Annotated in this window: 20 protein-coding genes; 4 read left to right on the forward strand and 16 right to left on the reverse strand. The window is 46.8% G+C overall.

The genetic code is table 11. The features are described from left to right. Positions 1-3: 3 nt before the first annotated feature. The 11 genes from rsmH to AB1K83_RS01875 form a co-directional block, all read right to left on the reverse strand. The gene (gene rsmH / locus AB1K83_RS01825; protein WP_413056437.1) at positions 4-936 is read right to left on the reverse strand and encodes a 16S rRNA (cytosine(1402)-N(4))-methyltransferase RsmH; all 933 of its coding nucleotides are present in this window, start codon (positions 934-936) and stop codon (positions 4-6) included. A 236-nt stretch (positions 937-1,172) separates the two neighbouring features. Further along, complete coding sequence (gene mraZ, locus AB1K83_RS01830; protein ID WP_041073868.1) at positions 1,173-1,604, reverse strand: division/cell wall cluster transcriptional repressor MraZ; 432 nt, start codon at positions 1,602-1,604, stop codon at positions 1,173-1,175. A gap of 257 nt (positions 1,605-1,861) precedes the next feature. Then, positions 1,862-3,478, reverse strand: a complete 1,617-nt coding sequence (gene bshC, locus AB1K83_RS01835) for a bacillithiol biosynthesis cysteine-adding enzyme BshC (protein WP_413056438.1) — start codon at positions 3,476-3,478, stop codon at positions 1,862-1,864. A gap of 82 nt (positions 3,479-3,560) precedes the next feature. Further along, positions 3,561-3,950: a DUF3397 domain-containing protein gene (locus AB1K83_RS01840; RefSeq protein WP_413056439.1), complete on the reverse strand. Its 390-nt coding sequence runs from the start codon at positions 3,948-3,950 to the stop codon at positions 3,561-3,563. After that, a complete protein-coding gene (locus AB1K83_RS01845) occupies positions 3,947-4,849 on the reverse strand; it encodes a ketopantoate reductase family protein (RefSeq protein WP_413056440.1) in 903 nt (300 codons plus the stop codon). The genes AB1K83_RS01840 and AB1K83_RS01845 overlap by 4 nt, the downstream gene beginning before the upstream one ends. 88 nt (positions 4,850-4,937) lie before the next feature. Next, positions 4,938-6,488 (reverse strand): acyl-CoA carboxylase subunit beta, encoded by a 1,551-nt coding sequence (locus AB1K83_RS01850; RefSeq protein WP_413056441.1) that lies wholly within the window; start codon positions 6,486-6,488, stop codon positions 4,938-4,940. Between the two features lie 78 nt (positions 6,489-6,566). Then, complete coding sequence (locus AB1K83_RS01855) at positions 6,567-6,782, reverse strand: acetyl-CoA carboxylase biotin carboxyl carrier protein subunit (protein ID WP_413056442.1); 216 nt, start codon at positions 6,780-6,782, stop codon at positions 6,567-6,569. Continuing rightward, positions 6,782-8,143: an acetyl/propionyl/methylcrotonyl-CoA carboxylase subunit alpha gene (locus AB1K83_RS01860; RefSeq protein ID WP_413056443.1), complete on the reverse strand. Its 1,362-nt coding sequence runs from the start codon at positions 8,141-8,143 to the stop codon at positions 6,782-6,784. Before AB1K83_RS01860 ends, AB1K83_RS01855 begins: the two co-directional genes overlap by 1 nt. 259 nt (positions 8,144-8,402) lie before the next feature. Next, a complete protein-coding gene (locus tag AB1K83_RS01865) occupies positions 8,403-9,167 on the reverse strand; it encodes an enoyl-CoA hydratase/isomerase family protein (RefSeq protein WP_413056444.1) in 765 nt (254 codons plus the stop codon). Positions 9,168-9,498: 331 nt separating this feature from the next. Next, positions 9,499-9,672 (reverse strand): 50S ribosomal protein L32, encoded by a 174-nt coding sequence (rpmF, locus tag AB1K83_RS01870; RefSeq protein ID WP_413056445.1) that lies wholly within the window; start codon positions 9,670-9,672, stop codon positions 9,499-9,501. Positions 9,673-9,695: 23 nt separating this feature from the next. Further along, positions 9,696-10,229: a YceD family protein gene (locus AB1K83_RS01875; RefSeq protein WP_413056446.1), complete on the reverse strand. Its 534-nt coding sequence runs from the start codon at positions 10,227-10,229 to the stop codon at positions 9,696-9,698. A 127-nt stretch (positions 10,230-10,356) separates the two neighbouring features. Here AB1K83_RS01875 and AB1K83_RS01880 point away from each other — a divergent pair, with 127 nt between their 5' ends. Then, a complete protein-coding gene (locus tag AB1K83_RS01880) occupies positions 10,357-11,577 on the forward strand; it encodes a nucleotidyltransferase (protein WP_413056447.1) in 1,221 nt (406 codons plus the stop codon). Between the two features lie 11 nt (positions 11,578-11,588). Here the strand turns inward: AB1K83_RS01880 and AB1K83_RS01885 are convergent, their stop codons facing one another. Next, positions 11,589-12,635, reverse strand: a complete 1,047-nt coding sequence (locus AB1K83_RS01885; protein ID WP_413056448.1) for a SepM family pheromone-processing serine protease — start codon at positions 12,633-12,635, stop codon at positions 11,589-11,591. 389 nt (positions 12,636-13,024) lie between these two features. Between AB1K83_RS01885 and AB1K83_RS01890 the strand changes: the two genes are divergently transcribed. Further along, positions 13,025-13,912, forward strand: a complete 888-nt coding sequence (locus tag AB1K83_RS01890) for a hypothetical protein (protein WP_413056449.1) — start codon at positions 13,025-13,027, stop codon at positions 13,910-13,912. 127 nt (positions 13,913-14,039) lie between these two features. Here the strand turns inward: AB1K83_RS01890 and coaD are convergent, their stop codons facing one another. Genes coaD through AB1K83_RS01905 form a run of 3 tightly spaced genes read right to left on the reverse strand, consistent with a single transcriptional unit; the run spans position 14,040 to position 16,518 of the window. Beyond that, on the reverse strand, positions 14,040-14,522 hold the full coding sequence (gene coaD, locus AB1K83_RS01895) for a pantetheine-phosphate adenylyltransferase (protein ID WP_413056450.1): 483 nt from the start codon (positions 14,520-14,522) through the stop codon (positions 14,040-14,042). Positions 14,523-14,524: 2 nt separating this feature from the next. Further along, positions 14,525-15,079 carry a 16S rRNA (guanine(966)-N(2))-methyltransferase RsmD gene (gene rsmD / locus AB1K83_RS01900; RefSeq protein ID WP_413056451.1) on the reverse strand — a complete coding sequence of 185 codons (555 nt, stop codon included), beginning with the start codon at positions 15,077-15,079 and terminating at the stop codon, positions 14,525-14,527. Next, positions 15,076-16,518: a hypothetical protein gene (locus tag AB1K83_RS01905; RefSeq protein ID WP_413056452.1), complete on the reverse strand. Its 1,443-nt coding sequence runs from the start codon at positions 16,516-16,518 to the stop codon at positions 15,076-15,078. The genes rsmD and AB1K83_RS01905 overlap by 4 nt, the downstream gene beginning before the upstream one ends. A gap of 66 nt (positions 16,519-16,584) precedes the next feature. Between AB1K83_RS01905 and AB1K83_RS01910 the strand changes: the two genes are divergently transcribed. Beyond that, complete coding sequence (locus tag AB1K83_RS01910) at positions 16,585-16,971, forward strand: methylthioribose kinase (protein WP_413056453.1); 387 nt, start codon at positions 16,585-16,587, stop codon at positions 16,969-16,971. Positions 16,972-16,973: 2 nt separating this feature from the next. Here AB1K83_RS01910 and AB1K83_RS01915 read toward each other — a convergent pair whose 3' ends face one another. Next, positions 16,974-17,246: a YlbG family protein gene (locus tag AB1K83_RS01915; protein WP_413056454.1), complete on the reverse strand. Its 273-nt coding sequence runs from the start codon at positions 17,244-17,246 to the stop codon at positions 16,974-16,976. 130 nt (positions 17,247-17,376) lie between these two features. Here AB1K83_RS01915 and AB1K83_RS01920 point away from each other — a divergent pair, with 130 nt between their 5' ends. Then, on the forward strand, positions 17,377-18,288 hold the full coding sequence (locus AB1K83_RS01920; protein ID WP_413056455.1) for a glycerophosphodiester phosphodiesterase family protein: 912 nt from the start codon (positions 17,377-17,379) through the stop codon (positions 18,286-18,288). Positions 18,289-18,302: the final 14 nt, after the last annotated feature.

An 18,302-nucleotide genomic window follows, 5' to 3' on the forward strand; every position in this document is an offset into this window, starting at 1 on the left:
CCTTTACTTTTTTTCTGCAACTCTGAGTTTTGCGGATCTCGCCCTCTTGTTCTCTAGTATCTCTTGCTCTGAAGGAACTATCGGCTTACGTGTCACCAGTTTCAATATCGGTTCCATCCCCTCCGGAATGACCGGCAAGTTCGGAGGAAGCTCTGGCAATGAAGATGCCTCTTTAAATATCGTTTTACACAACCTGTCTTCCAATGAATGGAAGGTGATTACACTTATCCGGCCGCCCGGTTTCAGCAACGTGATAGCGTCCGTCAAAGACTGTTCTGCAGCGCCTAATTCATCATTGACTGCAATTCGGATTGCTTGAAAAACACGCTTTGCCGGATGCCCGCCCGTTCTGCGAGTCGCAGCTGGTATGCCGGACTTGATCAATTCGGCGAGTTCTGTTGTCGTCTGGATCGGTGCAGCTTTTCGCGCTTCCTCGATTTTCCGTGCAATTTGTTTGGAAAACTTCTCTTCCCCGTAGCGGAAGAAAATCCGAACGAGATCCTCATAAGGCCATTCATTTACAATGTCATATGCCGTCAGTGGAGCCTCCTGATTCATACGCATGTCCAACGGGGCGTCATGGTGATAGCTGAAACCTCTTTCCGGCGTGTCCAATTGCGGTGACGAAACGCCAAGATCATATAAGATGCCATCTACCGAAGCGACGCCGATCTTCTCCAACTCCGATTTTAGATTCCTGAAGTTGGAATGGATGAATGTCACGTTCGGCAAAAAATCTTGCAAAGTTTTCTTGGCTGCTTCAATGGCAACCAGGTCCTGATCGAAACAGATCAGCCTTCCGCCTCCCGCCAGCTGTCTGGCAATTTCACTGCTGTGGCCGGCTCCACCGAGCGTACAGTCCACATATACACCATCGCTTTTTATATTCAGTCCTTCGACGGCTTCGTGGAGTAATACAGTTGTATGTTGAAACATTGAAACCGCCTTCTTTCATTAAGAGTTCAATCCCGTGCCTCTAACAGGCTAGCTTCGGGCGCCAAAGGAAGGATGCCTTAATTTCTGCAAAGTGCGCAGAAATACGGCAAATCGAACCCTTCGTTGTTCGATTGGCTCGGGGTCATAAGTCAAAGCTGCTCTGTGGCAAAAAGCGCCACGCCGCATCTTCGCCTTATGCCTGTCGCCTCTAGGCAGGCGCCCTACGCTTTTTAAATTCAAAAATCAAAGTCAATAATATTTTCCGCGATTTCGTTGAAGGATTGTTCAGAGTCCTCGTAATAGTCTTGCCACAAGTCTTTGGACCATACTTCAATCCGTCCGGAAACTCCGAGGACGACGCATTCCTTTTCGATTTTCGCGTATTGCAGCAGGGAGGATGGGATGTTGATGCGCCCTTGCTTATCCAGTTCCACTTCCGTTGCTCCGGAAAAGAAAAAGCGGGTGAACGCACGTGCATCCTTTTTCGTTACAGGCAACGCTTTCAGCTTTTCTTCCAAGCGCTTCCATTCATCCATCGGGTATCCAAAGAGGCAATTATCAAGCCCTCGTGTCAACACGAAGCCATCCCCGAGATGTTCCCTGAATTTCGAAGGAACGATCAGGCGGCCTTTTGTATCGACAGTATGCTGATATTCCCCCATGAACATACTCTTCACCCCACTATATGAATTTAATGTACCACATCCCCCCACATTCCTCCACCCGTTTCCATAGAATAATGCCGATTACGCATCAAAATGTGTCAATAGTACTTCATTCATTGAGACTTCATTAAAAAAAAAGAAAACACCCCTGCCCGCATTACTATGCTTGCATGGGTGTTCGACATTTTTTCAGTTTCACTACCATTCGATTGACAAAGCGACAAGTCTTGCAACACCATATCGCCTTTTGTCAAGTAGCGTTACAAATAAACGATTTTATGGGAAGTATCCAAGGTAAATGGCAATTTCAATAAGTCTTCGATGAGAGTCGGTCCGTATTCGTTCATATAACTGTATGGTGTGTACACCCGTTCCTGCAATCCGGAATTCGGCAAAATATCCGCCTCCAATAAATCGAATGAGCGTAATATGGCATCATTTTTCAATAAATCCGCTTCTTCTTTTTTATCTACCAAATAGCTGATTTGCTTCTTATGGAATTCCAAGTTTTTTCCAATCAATTTTCCGACCATCGGATAGTCTTCTCCAAGAAGAACGGTCATCTTCTCATATTGTTCAGAAAGCAACCGTTCCGTTTCCACGATGAGCGATTCAAATCGCTCATCCGCCAAGCCTGCGATGAAGGCATCGCGCGCATTCGCTACCGCCCCCGCCATGATATCCGGAAAGGAAAAAGATCTCTTATCCAGTTCCTGTCGAATAGGGGGCTTGATAAGCGTTATGGACATCCGTGGCACGATAATCGGCATTTTCATTTCAAAATGATGGAATGCATCTTTCAATACCGCCCAGTAGGCGATTTCACCCGGCCCCCCGACAAATGCCAGGACCGGAAACACCAAATCCTGCATCAGTGGGCGCGAAGCTACATTATTGCTTAACTTCCAAGGTTCCGTCTCCGCAATATGGAGCAACTCTTCCTTCGAGAAACGAAGACCGCTTGCCCGGTTTACAAATTCACCGTTTTCTCTGGAGAGAAGGATCCGGCCTGTTTCATGGACGTAAAATAGATGGGCTGCATCTTCCTGTGCCATGATCGGTGTGCCGAAGCCACCCTCGTCAAATGCTTTTTCTTTTTCATAAATCAGATGCGCAAGTTCCGGAGAATCCTCGATGAACTGTGAAAAGTATTCCGATTCCAATTGGCGCAGCGCCGGGTACGCCGAGTCGATGAATAAGAGGCCCTCCTCCTGGAACAAACCGTTCATAAGGCGAACGAAAAAGGCGGTAAACGTTTTTTCGCGCTCCACCGCATCCAAAACGTCAACAAGCAATCGCTTTGTATGGGACGTTTCCCCGAACTCTCCAAAAATATCTCTGACAAATGAACGCATCATTTGTTGATCATAGACCGCATCCGACGCCATCAACTTCAATATCGTTTTTTCGGGGTACTGGTTTTTGGCAATCCGACCGCTTGACTCCGTATACACATGGTTGATTTCATTCAAGTCATGATCTTCACCCGCCACCCAAAACACCGGGACTACCGGGACTCCGAGATTCTCCCTTTGTTTCTTCGCCAAGAGGATAACGGTGATCGCTTTATGAACGGAGTAAAGTGGACCGGTCATAATACCCGCCTGCTGTCCCCCGATGACGGCCACTGCATTCTCGCCCAGTTCTTCAATATGTCGATGGGCAGCTACTGAAATGCCAAACGGCTTCATGAATTCTCTGATCGCATCTGCCAGTTCTGTCCTCTTGTAAGTTCGTTCCGATAGTTCCTTCATCCGATCGGGATAAGATTCTTGTGTATTTTCATAATCGAAAAAAGTATGTACAAATTTTATATCGCTTTGGTAAGATTGCATCACTTTATTTTTTACTGGCAATGCCATTTCCTGCAATTCCATCGTTCAAGCCCCTTTGTAACTAACAGTATGAACCGAGTATAGCATTTCAATCGAACTATTTGAAAAACAAATGCTTGTTGGGCTAAGTGATGTAATGGACAATGTTCTGGATGACACCGATAGCAATTAAAACAATATATGCGACAGAAAGCACAAGGAAATATAAACGCCATGTCCTCTGTAAGACACGGATAATCTGAAATTCTTTCACCCTGATCCTCTCTATAACGACGAGAATGATGGCGATGACCAGCGCAATGATCGTAATATACCATCCCGGTCCGTCGCCGAATATGGCATGAGCTACGGCATAGACCGCAAGAAATAGAAACGGCGTCGTGACATCTGCTGCACGCCCCATCATTTTGGCCGGTGCTTTGCCTCTCTTGCGCATGACCACCACATAGGATAACGTGACGATGAGCGGAAAAAGAATAACCGTGCCGAGAAGTCCGGAAATCACTTCTTTCATTGGCCTTCTCCTCCCTCATCGACCGCTATCAACAATTGCTCGAGAGCCTTCAATAAAAATAAGGATTCATCGTGCTCTTCTGCTTTCCGGATGACCGCGGTCACAATCGTTTCAATTTCCATCGGACGTCCCGCCATTCTATCTCCCAACATGGAAGAATGGTTAGAAGCCGTTTGCCGGCAAACGCCAACAACCGCTTCATACGGAAGAACAGCACGGAACTCCGGGAAAGCTTTCATCAATTCATCGTATAATTGTTGGAATAAGGACAGTGCATAGCGGTTTTCGACCAATTCCCCATTCTTCACTTGCAACAGGGCGGTCAACGGGTTAATCATGCAGTTGATAAGCACTTTACGCATTAATATCTGCACCGGGTCATTCTGGAATGTTATTGGGAACGTATCAGCATCCGCCTCACTCAAGCATTGAAAAGCTTTACGGTCACCTCTTCCGACCGCAATTGTCATGGGGCCAACGCCATTATGGGATACGGTCCGATCATCCAGCCGCCTCGCACCATGCTCGACCGTCGCGAATGCAATATGTGGCCATTTCGTATTATAAGCAATCTCTAGATGGGCAATTCCATTTTGGATAAATAGGACAGGCCCTGTTACCTGCGCTGATTCCATCTCGGCTAGGATATTTTGCACTCCCGAATACTTCGAGCCGATAACCCATAGGGCGTCTTTCGAAAGTTGTTGGATATCATGTGTAGCGTCAACTTGAAAGACAGATCGCGATCTGTCCAGATTGATCCGTTGAATTCCTTCCCGTTTCAATGCTTCCGCCTGGTCCGTTCTCCTAGTATAGAACGTCACTTTCATGCCCGCTTCTTGTAAAAAGGATCCGATCAGCATCCCGATGGACCCAGCACCCGCGATGACCACCTCCATATGGCCATTTCTCCTTTCCGGATAGTATGATTTTCAATTAAGGAAAAGCCCGCCGAAATCCAGGCGGGCCTTGTTTCTCTATATTTGATTATACAGGATATACCGGGTGTTTTCTCGGTGGTTGCGGAATATCTTTTGTGCTGTACAAACGGAAACGATCCGCAAGCACCTCACGCAAGCTCGAAGGCGCCACGATTTCATCGATGATCAGCTCGGAAGCCAATTTATAAATATCGATTTCCTCTTTATACTCTTTATGCTTCTCCTGCACAAACGCCAGACGCTCTTTAGGATCTTCAATCGCTTCGATTTTATTCGAATAAACAGCATTGACTGCAGCCTCTGGACCCATAACCGCAATTTGTGCAGTTGGCAGGGCAATGCAGACATCCGGTTCGAATGCAGGGCCAGCCATTGCATAAAGACCTGCTCCGTACGCTTTCCGAACGACGACAGAAATTTTCGGAACAGTTGCCGAACTCATCGCCATAATAAGCTTTGCTCCATGGCGGATGATACCCGCACGTTCCACTTTCGTACCGATCATGAAGCCCGGTACGTCGGCCAAGAACAAGAGAGGTATCGAGAACGCATCACAAAGGTTGATGAATTTCGCCATTTTGTCGGCAGAATCCACGAAAAGGACGCCGCCTTTCACTTTCGGCTGGTTTGCAATGATTCCAACAGGTTGCCCTTCAATTCGTGCAATTCCTGTAATTACTTCGGCTGCAAACAGTTTCTTGATTTCAAAGAAGCTATCTTCGTCAATCAACGCATCAATCGCTTCATACATATCAAACGGCGCATTTTGGTTTTCCGGAATGATCGCTTCCAGCGGACGGCCCGCTTTCGCTGCTACCGCTTCTTTCAAAGCAGGCTTCTCTGTGAAATTAGCCGGGAAATAGGCAAGGTATCGGCGAGCCTCGGCAATCGCCTCTTCCTCGTTCGCCGCCAACACATCCCCACATCCACTTACGGAACAGTGCATGCGCGCTCCGCCCATTTCTTCGAGCGTCACTTTTTCACCGATTACTTTCTCGGCCATCCGCGGGGATCCAAGATACATAGAAGCATTCCCATCCACCATGATGACAATATCACAGAACGCCGGGATATATGCTCCACCGGCTGCCGACGGACCAAAAAGGATACAAATTTGTGGAATAAAACCGGATAACCGTACTTGATTATGGAAAATACGCCCTGCTCCACGACGATTCGGGAACATATCCAATTGATCCGTAATACGTGCACCCGCTGAGTCAACTAGGTACAACATCGGCACTCGGTTTTTCTCCGCAATTTCCTGGATCCGGATGATTTTTTCAACAGTACGGGCTCCCCAAGATCCCGCTTTCACCGTCGAATCGTTCGCCATGACGCAAACGGTTTGACCGTTCACTTTCCCCATTGCCGTGACGACACCATCCGCCGGAAGATCTCCCGCTTCACAATTGGCAAAACGGCCATCTTCCGTATACTCGCCATCATCGAACAATAAACGAAGTCGATCACGGACGAATATTTTATTCTGCTTCTTTAGACTTTCATGATACTTCGGGTGACCTCCGGCAAAAATCCCTTTCAGATGCTCTTCCAATTTTTCATTGTATGCCGGTTGTTCCGTCACTTTCGTCATATTGATAAACCCCTTTCATTCAAACTCATTTCCCTTATGCCATTCCCTTAAAAATTTCAGCGTGATTTGCTGATTAAATTAGGCCTCGATTGTCAGCAGGACATCTTCTTCATTGACGAAATCGCCGACCGCCACGTTGATGGATATCACTTTTCCAGCGGTTTCTGCTTCGACCGGAATTTCCATTTTCATAGATTCCAATACGAGGACGACTTGACCAGCCGTCACTTCTTCCCCTTCCGCTACGTTCACTGTAAAGACCGTTCCGGCCATGGATGATTTTAATTCTGCCATTACTTCACACTCTCCTTTTGTTTTTCCAGCCAATTTGGTAACACGGCCGTCGTATAATCACCGGCTTGAAATTCATCGGAATGAAGGAATTCAGTGAATAACGGAATATTCGTTTTCAGACCTTCGATTTCGACTTCATTCAAAAACGATCGGGACTTCTCGATAGCTTCTTCCCTTGTCGAAGCTCGTACGATCACTTTCGCGATGAGCGGATCATAGAACGGTGTCACCTTTCCGCCCTCGACATATCCGGAATCAATCCGGACACCTTCCTGTTCCACTTTCCAATCCAATTTGTTGATCGGACCCGGAGAAGGCATGAATTTAACCGGATCTTCCGCGTACACACGGAATTCAATAGCATGTCCTGTCGATGTAATTTCTAGTTGGTCTTTTACAGGAAGCTCGTTCCCCTTCGCCACTTCCAACTGCCATTCAACTAGGTCGTAACCCGTCACTTCTTCCGTTACCGGGTGTTCGACTTGAAGCCTTGTATTCATTTCAAGGAAATAGAAATCATTGTTTTCATCGACTATGAACTCGACTGTCCCGGCGTTTTTATAGGAAACCGCCTTGGCGGCATCGACTGCCGCTTGGTGAAGCCGGTTTTTCGCATCTTCCGGCAAATGCGGCGAAGGTGATTCTTCGATCACTTTCTGATTACGCCTCTGAACCGAACAGTTCCGTTCAAAAAGGTGGATGATATTGCCATGGTCATCTCCAAAAATCTGCACTTCGATATGCCGTGCATTCGCGATGAACTTCTCAAGAAATACGACGTCATCTCCAAAATACGCTTTCGCACGAGTTTTGACCGATTGGAAATGTTGAGTGAGCGCTTGCTCATCTTCACAGCGCACCATGCCGATTCCCCCACCGCCGGCACTTGCCTTCAACATGATCGGATAACCAATTTTAGCTGCGGCTTCGATCGCTTCTTCTACGGTCGCCACTCCATCATCAGTTCCCGGGACAACAGGCACCCCTGCCTGCTGCATTGTCACGCGTGAGCCGATCTTATCCCCCATTTTCACGATCGTGTCAGCGTCCGGTCCGATGAATTTTATTCCCGCCTGTTCAGCTTTACGAGCAAAATCGGAGTTCTCTGATAAGAGGCCATAACCAGGATGAATGCCTTTGGCGCCCGTCCGGATGGCGATATCAATAATATCATCCGATTTCAAGTACGACTGCTGTACTTGGGCTGGCCCAAGCAAAAATGCTTCGTCCGCTTCTTTGACGAACGGCATCTCACTATCTGCTTCCGAATAGACCGCCACTGTGCCGATTCCAAGTCGTTTACAAGTTCGGATGATTCTGAGTGCAATCTCCCCACGGTTTGCAATCAATATTTTATCCATCGTAATTCCCCCATTTCGTTTATTCGTTTAATGGTGAACTTTCCCTTCCCTCTATAGTTTATACGATGTCTGAAACCGTTTTCAACCTCTGTATAAAAAAATATAGTAAAAATTTGGCTTGACCCTCGTAAGAACGTTGGTTTTAAAAGGTTTCGAGGTTTTATAAAAGTTAGAATATTTTCATGATCTTTGTTTAATTAAGTAGCATTTTCATTTAAGTAAACAGATTTCCCATTAAGTGATGAAGATTGACAGAAATTCATTTCGCATTTTTAGCAAGGAATTGCTGTACGGCCTCATGATGTGTCTCGCTCGCCCATAAGATCGAACATTGGCGGGATTCCTCTAACATGCGATCGCGCATAAAATCAGCCGTCCATTTGCGGATTGCCACCGTCTTATATGCCCGATGCACTGAAGGATGAATTTTCGACATTTTAGAGAGAAATCGAGCCAGTCCTTCTTCTGCGCTTCCGTCATATAGTTCAGTCGCCCATTCGGCCTCCAACATTTGCTCAGCAGTCCGGACATTCGCCTCGGACAAAAGCCGGAACACCCGATCATGCTTTCCGTCCTTTTCGAATAACAACGTCGCCCCGCCCCAACCGGTCGTAATAGCAAGCGTCCCCTGAATGAACCCCGCCTTCGCCTTGGATGAGATGATCCGATAATCACAGGCTGTCGCCAATTCACATCCGCCGCCGACCGCTGAGCCATTCACTAATGCGATGACCGGCATCGGGAGAGTCGCCACACGATAAAGCAGCCCAGCCATCCGGCTTAACATGGGATAGGCCTGGTCGGCAGTCTGCATGCCATGGAACTCCGATAAATCGCCGCCCGAACAGAAAGCACGATCCCCCGCTCCCGTAATGACCGCATACCCCACTTCCGGATCATCTGAAATTCGATCAAGGAATTCTTCCAAGCCGTCCATCACTTCATAATTGACCGCGTTCATCCGCTCAGGCCGATCAATTGTGAATGTCGCAATCCCTTCCTTGATCTCAATTTTATATGACATTCCATCCACCCTTTCTGTATGTATGCCCTTTTAGAATACCATAGGTTGATAAATCTGATAAGTATGTGAAAATCGGTTGTGAGGAATGTTGTGAGGGAACCGGGGAACGGTGTGAGGGTTGATTGTGCCGTTGTGAATTTTCGGAAAACGGTGCGAGGGTTGATTATGATGTTGTGAATTCTTTGGAGAACGTTGTGAGGTCACCAAATAACGTTGCGAGGCATTTTATTGCGAGGTCCGACCCAGGTGTTGCAAGGTCCCCCGAATCAAATCAAAAACCACCGGGATCCATGGTCTCTCGGTGGTTTTTCTATTTATAGACAAATCTTGATTATTCGCCTACAACGTCTTTCCCTTTGTAGTGACCGCATGATTTACATACGCGGTGAGCCAACTTCATCTCGCCACAGTTTTCACATGTCGTCATGCCAGGTACTTGTAATTTATAATGAGTACGGCGTTGGCGTTTAACTGTTTTGGAAGTTCTTCTTTTTGGTACAGCCATTTGGGGCACCTCCTTATGATTGCCTATTCATCCTTGGATTCAAAAAACTTGGCCAGATCGGCAAGTCTTGGATCCACTTTCGTTTCCTGTTCTTCCTGGAGCCGGGCAAGATGTTCATCATCGGTTGCATAGGACCAGCCTTTTCCTTCAGTCTGCTTCATCACATCGGCATTGTCGCTTAGTACTTGAAGCGGGACTTCCAACAGGATCAACTCCTCAAAAAGAGGGGTCAAATCGATGACGTCCCCAACAACCGGATGGATTTCATCGTCTGTTGCCAAAGTGGTTTCATCCCAACTGAATTGCTCATCAGTTTCAATCGAAAATGGATATTCGACATCTTCCCATGTCCGTGAACAAGGCAAGGTCAGTATCCCTTCCAATCGAAATCGGCAGTTCAGCTTCTTCGAACCGATCAAACAACTGCCGGTCACATGGACAGGCGAAATATCCCGGATTTCCGGATTCCGTTTTTTAACGGATTCAAGGTCAACCTCTTCGTCAAGCGGCATTGGACCTTGTCTGTATTTCTGTAATTGATGGATGGACCATTTCATGTCTATCACCTCAAGACAACAAAGTTGATTATATAATGCAGCTGTAGGGATGTCAAGATATTTTCTTGTCACCGTAACCGCATGTTGCGCTATAATTAATCTATATTGTAGCAAAGGAGGGACGGCTTTGAAAGCGACAGGAGTCGTCGTCGAGTATAACCCATTCCATAACGGGCATCTTCATCATGTCATGGAGGCACGGAAGCAGACCCATGCTGATGTCATCATAGCTGTCATGAGCGGAAACTTTCTTCAGCGGGGAGAGCCGGCCTTCGTCGATAAATGGACCCGGGCTAAGATGGCGCTAGAAAATCAAGTAGACATTGTTTTTGAACTGCCGTATGCGTTTGCGACTGCCCATGCACCCGAGTTTGCGCGCGGAGCCATCACCATCTTGGATGCAGCTCAGTGCGACGCTTACTGTTTCGGTAGTGAAGACGGAAACATCGAACCGTTTGAGCGAGCGCTTGATCTGATCCAACAGGCGGGACAGGATTATGAACAAACTGTGAAGGATACGGTACAACAGGGTGTCAGTTACCCGCGAGCATTGAATGAAGCGTATCGAAAAACCGTCCGTGCCTTCGCACCCGACGAACCGATTGTTGATTTGACGAAACCGAATAATATTTTAGGGTTTCAATACATGGAGGCCGCCCGTAAACTGGGATCTTCCATGAACGCCGTCACCATTCCGAGGATCGTGGCAGGCTACTATGACGATGCAATCGAGGGCAACCCCATCGCCAGCGCCACCGGTATCCGCAAGTCCTTTTTTGAAATGGAGGCACTGGATGCAGTGTCGGGGTTCATTCCTGAACCGACTCGTAACGGCCTCTCAGAATGGCAGACGAACCATCAGGCTTTCGGTGCTTGGTCATCGTTCTACCCACTTCTTCGAGTTATCATCCTGCGCGAAGGGCCCGAGCGGCTATCCCAAATAGCCGACATAACTGAAGGCATAGAAAATCTTCTATACCGAGCTGCAGTCGCACATGGCGAATTCGAACCATTTATGAATGAAGTGAAGTCAAAACGGTACACTTGGACACGTATCCAACGCATGCTAACGCATATATTTACCGGATTTACTTATGGTAGACGCAAAGAAATCCAGACTCCCACCTATTTAAGGCTACTTGGTATGACGCAGGAAGGGCAATTATATTTGAACCGTCACAAGAAAAAGATGAAACTGCCCATCGTCAGCAAGGTAGCTTCCTTTTCAGATCCGTCCCTTGCCTTGGACTGCAAAGCGTCCGATATGTACGCATTAGGGATCGGAGGTGGGACAGACCACTCCGAGTTAGGAATGGACTTCAAGCGCCACCCCATCATCATCCAATAGGATATCATAACCTATTTTGCTTCCAGCGAATCCAAATAATCGAGAGCATCATCAATCGTTTTCACTGGCACGATTTTCATTTTCGTGCCGATTTTTTCTGCCATTTTCACAGCTTCTTCATAGTTAGTCATGACTCCGGGATTCGCTGACCTTACCTCAGCAGGCAGATCATCGTCTGGAGCAAAGAAGATTTCCACGCCTTTCCGATCGGCCGCAACGACTTTGAAATCGGCTCCTCCAATCCGTCCGACCGTCCCATCTTCCAACATTTCACCAGTTCCCGCAATTTTATATCCCTTCGTCAGATCTTCGTCCAGCAACTGATTCATAATTTCGAGTGTGAACATTAAACCAGCCGAAGGACCACCAATATCGGATGTGTTGAACTCCACTTTCGGATCGGTAATAAGGGTCCGATCTTCTTGGAATTGGATCCCCAACCCAACTCGCCCGCCACTATCCGGAATCTCCTCTAAGGTAACTGCAATATTCTTCTCTTCCTTCTTCCTATCAATGGTCAGATGAACGTCATCCCCTTTTCCCTTATCAGCAATAAAAGAAGCAAACTGTCCAGGTTGTTTCAAGGGAACCCCATCTACCGCACGGATTTTATCGCCGACTTCCAATTTCCCATCGGCCGCTCCGCCTGGCAATACCGACATGACGAAGATTCCATCAAAATCGACTTTCAGCGGAAATCCCGTTTTTTTATAAGCGATGTAAATTGCATTATATTGAGAATCCGACATCAGCTTTTTTTGGCGTGTCGTATAGTCTTTGTCATTCTCCCCATGTCTCCTCACTTTATAAGCAGGCAAGAGCTTTTGATAATCGGAGAACTTCGAGTAGACATACATTGCCGGCGTCGCTTTCGTCACCGATATGGTCATCAAACTGAAGGTGCCGACATCGTCCTCATCCCCGCCTTGGACTTTGACAAATGGAGAAAGCTCATATGCTCCACCAGGCTTCGATATGTATGTATCGATCGGATAGAGGAGCACCACCGCCAGCAGGGCCAGGATGGCAAGCAGCACTCCCAGACGTTTCATTTTCATCAATGGTCACCTCCATTAATAGCCTGTTCGTTCTGGACATATATATAAGTCAAGATTCATTTAAAGATTTGTAGGAAGGGCACCTGGAACCTTGAAGTACGCCTCTTATTTGAAGGATATCCCCAGGTCACTATTTTTCCTAAGTACAAAAGCCGGTGCTATTTCTACTCGGCTTGCACTATTCCAGTCTAGCATTGTAAAACGTTCGGACAAAGCGTTTTATATTCATTCAGTTACAGAAAACTTCCACAGAAATTAAGGCACCTCCAGTACGTGGCGATCTTAGTCCGTCGTCGGATGTCCCAATAATTTCAACTATTTCACCTACCACCATCAGGAGAGGAGCAAGTGCATGAACCGTTGTATTCAGGCACGCAAATCATAGTCATATGGCGACCATCGTAATTATTTGGGGATTGATCATCTTATTCATCTTACAACCCGGCATTTCCCATGAAGGTGCAGAATTCGGGGCCCAATTATTCATCCATGCACTCCTTCCTTATTTGCTGCCTTATATCATTTTAACCCAGTGGCTGCTGAAAATACCGTATCGCGCAAAACAGAATTCGAAATGGCGGACATTCACAAAAGCGTATATCCTCGGTTCGTTTGGCGGTTTCCCCGTCGGCGCTGTGACGGTCTCCGAAATGAAGAAAAATGGGGAATTGACGAAAAGACAAAGCGGACTTCTGTTAGCCGCCTGCCACGCTCCCGGTCCTATGTTCGTGATCGGCTTTGTCGGAACAGAGCTTTTCGGCAATGTCGGAGCGGGATGGAAGCTACTTGCCGCGATTCATTTGTCGAATATTTTGTTTTTCCTACTCACTTTACTCTTCTTGCGGAAAGATGAGAGCCAGGACCAAATAACAATCGACCACGGACCCCGGCAAACCGGTTTACCTTTGTTAGATGCAATCAAAGAGAGCTCTTCAATTATCATCCTGGTTGCCACGACAGTCATATTTTTCTCTTCGCTCGGCACCGTCCTGTCGTCTGTGGCCACGGCCACGTTCACCGTCGATCTCGGTATCGCAAAAACAATCGCTTTATCCATTTTTGAAATGACATCGGGCGTCCAATCGGCCACCGACCATTTTTACGATTCGCCAATCTTCCCTTTTCTAATCGCCGCCATTTTATCCTTGAATGGGATGAGCATTCATATGCAGGTGTTTGTCATTGCCAATGCAGCCCGCGTTCCGATGTCGCCTTATATTTTAGGGCGGCTATGGAGTATTATCCTCGTTCCGTTCCTATTTTATTTATTTTATTAAAAAGTGAAAAATGGTTATGATGAAAAGCTCATCATAACCATTTTATCTTTATTCAGCTGCAGATACCCACCTCTATAGGCGATGGGATGAATGCAGTGTTACTTCCTGTTCAGCGAATGTCATGTATTCAAGCATTATATTTCTGTTTCAAAGCTTCTTCCACCTGTGGAGGGACTAAACCCGAGATTTTACCGCCATATTTGGCCGCTTCTTTCACCATGCTGGAGCTTAAAAAGGAATATTGATTGTTTGTCATGATGAAGAATGTCTCAATGCTTTCATCCAGGTAACGGTTCATCGAAGTGATCTGCATTTCGTATTCAAAATCGGAAACGGCGCGCAACCCCCGTACTATGGCGGCCGCTCCTACGCTTTCCGCATAGTCGATCAATAAGCCTCTCGAAGAGTCGACCTTCACATTCGGTATGGAAGATGTCACTTCCTCTATCAATGAAACCCGCTCTTCCACAGTGAATAATGGATTTTTTGATGAATTGATCATGACGACCACATTGACTTGTTCAAACACTTTCGCCGCCCGTTTAATAATATCCAAGTGACCGTTCGTCAACGGATCAAAACTCCCCGGCACAACTCCAATTTTCGACACGTTTACCCCTCATTCCCAAATATCGTAATGGCTGTATTTCCATAAACGACATTTTTGATTATAATAAATGGCCCATAGGACGTCGGCAATTCCATGGACTTCTCATGCTCACAAATAATGAGCGCGTCCTCCGTCAATAAACCGGCTTCTACCAAATCATTCCCCAATGCATACAGTCTTTCCTGGGCATATGGTGGATCGATGAAAAGCAGGTCCGCCCTATGTCCCTTGGAATTTAAAATCTTGGCAGCATTCCGGGCGTCGGCCCGATGAATATGTATTCGATCAGCAAAACGGCATTTTTCCGTATTTTCCTGGATAATTGCACAAGCTTTCGGATTCTTTTCAAAGATAATCGCCTGGTCTGCGCCTCGTGACAATGCCTCCAGTGATAAAGAACCGCTGCCGCCAAACAACTCCACCACTGTTCCTCCATCAAAATACGGACCGATGATGTTGAATAAGGACTCTTTCACCTTGTCGGATGTCGGCCGTGTCCCCGTCCCCGGCAACGACTTTAACGGAATCCCCCTTCTTGATCCTGCCACGATCCTCATTTGCTTTGAACCTCCTCCAACTGACTCGCGATAGGCACAATATCAATCATTTCTTCCTTCTTTTCTATGCTCAGTAAAAATAATCGTCTGAATGCATCCTCTTGAAAATAGATTTCCCCTTCCAACAATTCGAAAGGGATGGATCTCAGCGTGTATTTCCGCTCATTATACACATAAAACGGGTCTTTCTTAGGAAATCTGAAGTTGTGCTTACCACTTTTTATATATATCGACCGCTCGTTGCTTTCGATTGTATATCCTAGCTTGCGTAAAACTGTCTTGGAAGGATATAAGACATTCCCATCTTTCAACAGGACGTGAAGATCTGGTATTGTTTCTCCATTTAACGCGATTTCCCGAAGGTCCTCCACTAAAAATGGCCGATTGGCAGAACCATCTTTGAGACTTTTCTCGAAATAAGATGTCCCAAAGCCCGTCACTTCCCCAATCAAGTCATCCAAGAGGGCCCCACTCATTTTTTCCCCTGATCTCTTATGTAATGTAATACGTAATGCGGCCAATTCTTCCTCTGTAACCGTTTCCCGAAGCGTTTGGTACATAGCTCGGGCTTCGGCAGAACCAGTCGGCTTGCCGCTTAGGATCGATGCAAGCACCTCCGCAAGGGCCGGCCCTGTTGCCGGCAGCTGATATTGACTATGGATGCTACTTGCCAAAAAGAGATCCGCTGCACGGCTAATCGTCTGATTTGGCGTAATGATGAAGCGATCGGAGCGGACGACTTGTCCCACTTTCCCCAAGACGACAGTAGAATGATTAGCACCTACTTCTTCCAAGGCAAGGTCCGCGCTCTCAAAATCGACTTCTGCGCCATCCTGTCCATACACCGACAAGCGATTCCCTTTATAAGCGAGAAGTGGCTCCTCTTTTTGCCAATAAAGGTCTGTCACTTTCCCAGCACCCCGGTAATAAGAATAATCAATATACTCCATTTTCTTATGGCCGATTCGTTTCAACCCGTTGATCCATAGCCCTCCACTTGCTGTTTCATCGGTCAAATGAAAGCGCGTGGTTGACACAACGCCACCTCGAAGAGCCGCGAATGTGTTTCTAAATAAAGCAGTCTCCTTCATTTCCCTTTCCCGCGGAATTACATAAGAAATGGACTGGGCCGGTACTTCTCCTTCTGAAAAACCGGTCAGATTTTCATCTAGACGATCACAAGAAGACACTGTTTCCAAATGGCAGGAGCGGGACACACTTTTCTCAGGCCAGATTATTTCATGGCGGTTCTCGGACAAGTTGCTGAAATGGTGGCGAATGTGTAATCCATCCGGACGGTTCACCAGCTCAATCTCCTGGATGACCTCCCGGATACCCGTTGCTTCTGCATCATTCCCTTCTTTCTGACTGTAATGCATATAAACGAGGAGTGCATCCACAATCAGTAAAATAACGACCGTCCTCACGATAAATTTCAAGTTCTACACCCCGTCGCATGGTATGATGAATACGGTAATCCATATTCAGAAAGGTAGTGTTCCTACATGATTTTACATCAACGATTTATTGAACTCGGCGAAGGGTATGGCGATATCTACGAACTTTGTGAATTGATTCGTACCAATAGCCATCGGTTACATAACACCTATCTATTGGCTTCGGACACGCCATCGGGTAACGCGTTTTCGCTTGCCGCCTCTTTTCAGCCGGCAAGCGGTTGTAACTTCATGCCGATTTACATTTGCCGGGAAGGCATTGCAGACCGGCATTCAAAACGGATCGCTCTATTCGAAGAAGCGGCACAACAAGCCGGAAGCCAGCCGGTCATGATCGAATTAAAGAACTCTTCAGAATTTGCCGAGCAGGAACTATTCTATCAATATGTCATCGGCATTTTACGCTTGAACCATTTGCTGCCACCATTGCAATAAGCTTATAAACCGGTCTTATAATCATACTCTTTTGCTTTGTCCGGCTTGGAATTCGTATACTCCGTCTTAACATATGGTCGGTAGGAAGGCAGCACTTTTTTCACGGACGGCAACCGCTCCATCTTGCTGATGACCGTGTCCACATCCTCCTGATTACAATACAGGACCACATATTTCATCTTACGAGATATATAATGGACATGGCCGTATTTACGAAATGATTTTGCCTGTCTCAAATGATGGAGATATACAATGACTCCTTGACGATCAACCATAGATTTCCCCTCTTTTCCTAACACATACAATACCATAGGTCCGAAAAGGCCTGCAACCGAACATTAGCTGACAGTATCAATCTTTTATCCTATAATGGGGATAGGATACGTATATTGAGGGGGTTCCTGAATGGGGAAGAAAACTAAGGTTGCACTTTCAGTAGGAGCGGCCAGCATAGCAGCATGGGCCGCTTCCAAAGTCGTGGCAAAGCCAGTTCCACGGGAGGGAAAGAAAGCGCTCGATTTTGAAAACCCGATCATCCTTGCGCGCCGGGGCGGTGTTGCGGGCACACCCGAACACACCATGGCAGCGTTCGCTAAATCAGCCGCATTGGGTGTGCATGGCTTTGCAATCGACGCCCGACTGACAAAAGATGAAGAGATCATCCTCTTCCATGACGAAAGCGTGGATCGGACGACCGATTTAAGTGGCAATGTGTCCGACTATACTCTAGATGAATTGTTAGAAGCGGATGCCGGGTATGGATTTGCCGATGACAAAGGAATATTCACGTACCGTAATCAAGGGGAGCAAGTGGTTACATTGCGGACGATCTTGGAACAATTCCCCCATATGTTTATCATGATCAATTTGGTGGATTCGCCGGATACATACGAAGGCAGTCTGATGCCTTCAAAGCTATGGGGATTGTTGGATGAAATCGGCGCAGAGGATCGTATTGCCGTGACAAGCCCCTACGACGAACAAACCGATCGATTTAACTTATACGCGCAGCATAAAATTGCGATCGGCGCCGGGGAGAGCGAAGTGAAGAAAGCATACGCGGCCAATGCAAGCAAATTTGGCCATTTGTACAATCCACGAGCCGACCTATTCAGAGTTCCCGAGAAAAAGGCCATTTTCCACTACGGTTCCGATAGCTTTGTCCAGTTCCTTTCAAAGTTGAATATACCGGTCTATTTTGAGGATGTCGAAGAACGTGAAACCTTCATCAAACTGCTAAATGCCGGTGCTGCCGGTTTTATAGTCGATAATCCTGAATACGCCCTGAAAATCGTGCAGGAGTACGGGGGCGAATAAAGAAGTGAATTATG

Source organism: Sporosarcina sp. 179-K 3D1 HS (assembly GCF_047228905.1).
Taxonomy (GTDB): Bacteria; Bacillota; Bacilli; order Bacillales_A; family Planococcaceae; genus Sporosarcina.

What these genes read in the sequence shown, in the direction of transcription:
- rsmH (WP_413056437.1), bottom strand. Translation starts at nt 936, where the DNA reads ATGTTTCAACATACAACTGTATTACTCCACGAAGCCGTCGAAGGACTG.
- mraZ (WP_041073868.1), bottom strand. Translation starts at nt 1,604, where the DNA reads ATGTTCATGGGGGAATATCAGCATACTGTCGATACAAAAGGCCGCCTG.
- bshC (WP_413056438.1), bottom strand. Translation starts at nt 3,478, where the DNA reads ATGGAATTGCAGGAAATGGCATTGCCAGTAAAAAATAAAGTGATGCAA.
- AB1K83_RS01840 (WP_413056439.1), bottom strand. Translation starts at nt 3,950, where the DNA reads ATGAAAGAAGTGATTTCCGGACTTCTCGGCACGGTTATTCTTTTTCCG.
- AB1K83_RS01845 (WP_413056440.1), bottom strand. Translation starts at nt 4,849, where the DNA reads ATGGAGGTGGTCATCGCGGGTGCTGGGTCCATCGGGATGCTGATCGGA.
- AB1K83_RS01850 (WP_413056441.1), bottom strand. Translation starts at nt 6,488, where the DNA reads ATGACGAAAGTGACGGAACAACCGGCATACAATGAAAAATTGGAAGAG.
- AB1K83_RS01855 (WP_413056442.1), bottom strand. Translation starts at nt 6,782, where the DNA reads ATGGCAGAATTAAAATCATCCATGGCCGGAACGGTCTTTACAGTGAAC.
- AB1K83_RS01860 (WP_413056443.1), bottom strand. Translation starts at nt 8,143, where the DNA reads ATGGATAAAATATTGATTGCAAACCGTGGGGAGATTGCACTCAGAATC.
- AB1K83_RS01865 (WP_413056444.1), bottom strand. Translation starts at nt 9,167, where the DNA reads ATGTCATATAAAATTGAGATCAAGGAAGGGATTGCGACATTCACAATT.
- rpmF (WP_413056445.1), bottom strand. Translation starts at nt 9,672, where the DNA reads ATGGCTGTACCAAAAAGAAGAACTTCCAAAACAGTTAAACGCCAACGC.
- AB1K83_RS01875 (WP_413056446.1), bottom strand. Translation starts at nt 10,229, where the DNA reads ATGAAATGGTCCATCCATCAATTACAGAAATACAGACAAGGTCCAATG.
- AB1K83_RS01885 (WP_413056448.1), bottom strand. Translation starts at nt 12,635, where the DNA reads ATGAAAATGAAACGTCTGGGAGTGCTGCTTGCCATCCTGGCCCTGCTG.
- AB1K83_RS01890 (WP_413056449.1), top strand. Translation starts at nt 13,025, where the DNA reads ATGGCGACCATCGTAATTATTTGGGGATTGATCATCTTATTCATCTTA.
- rsmD (WP_413056451.1), bottom strand. Translation starts at nt 15,079, where the DNA reads ATGAGGATCGTGGCAGGATCAAGAAGGGGGATTCCGTTAAAGTCGTTG.
- AB1K83_RS01910 (WP_413056453.1), top strand. Translation starts at nt 16,585, where the DNA reads ATGATTTTACATCAACGATTTATTGAACTCGGCGAAGGGTATGGCGAT.
- AB1K83_RS01915 (WP_413056454.1), bottom strand. Translation starts at nt 17,246, where the DNA reads ATGGTTGATCGTCAAGGAGTCATTGTATATCTCCATCATTTGAGACAG.
- AB1K83_RS01920 (WP_413056455.1), top strand. Translation starts at nt 17,377, where the DNA reads ATGGGGAAGAAAACTAAGGTTGCACTTTCAGTAGGAGCGGCCAGCATA.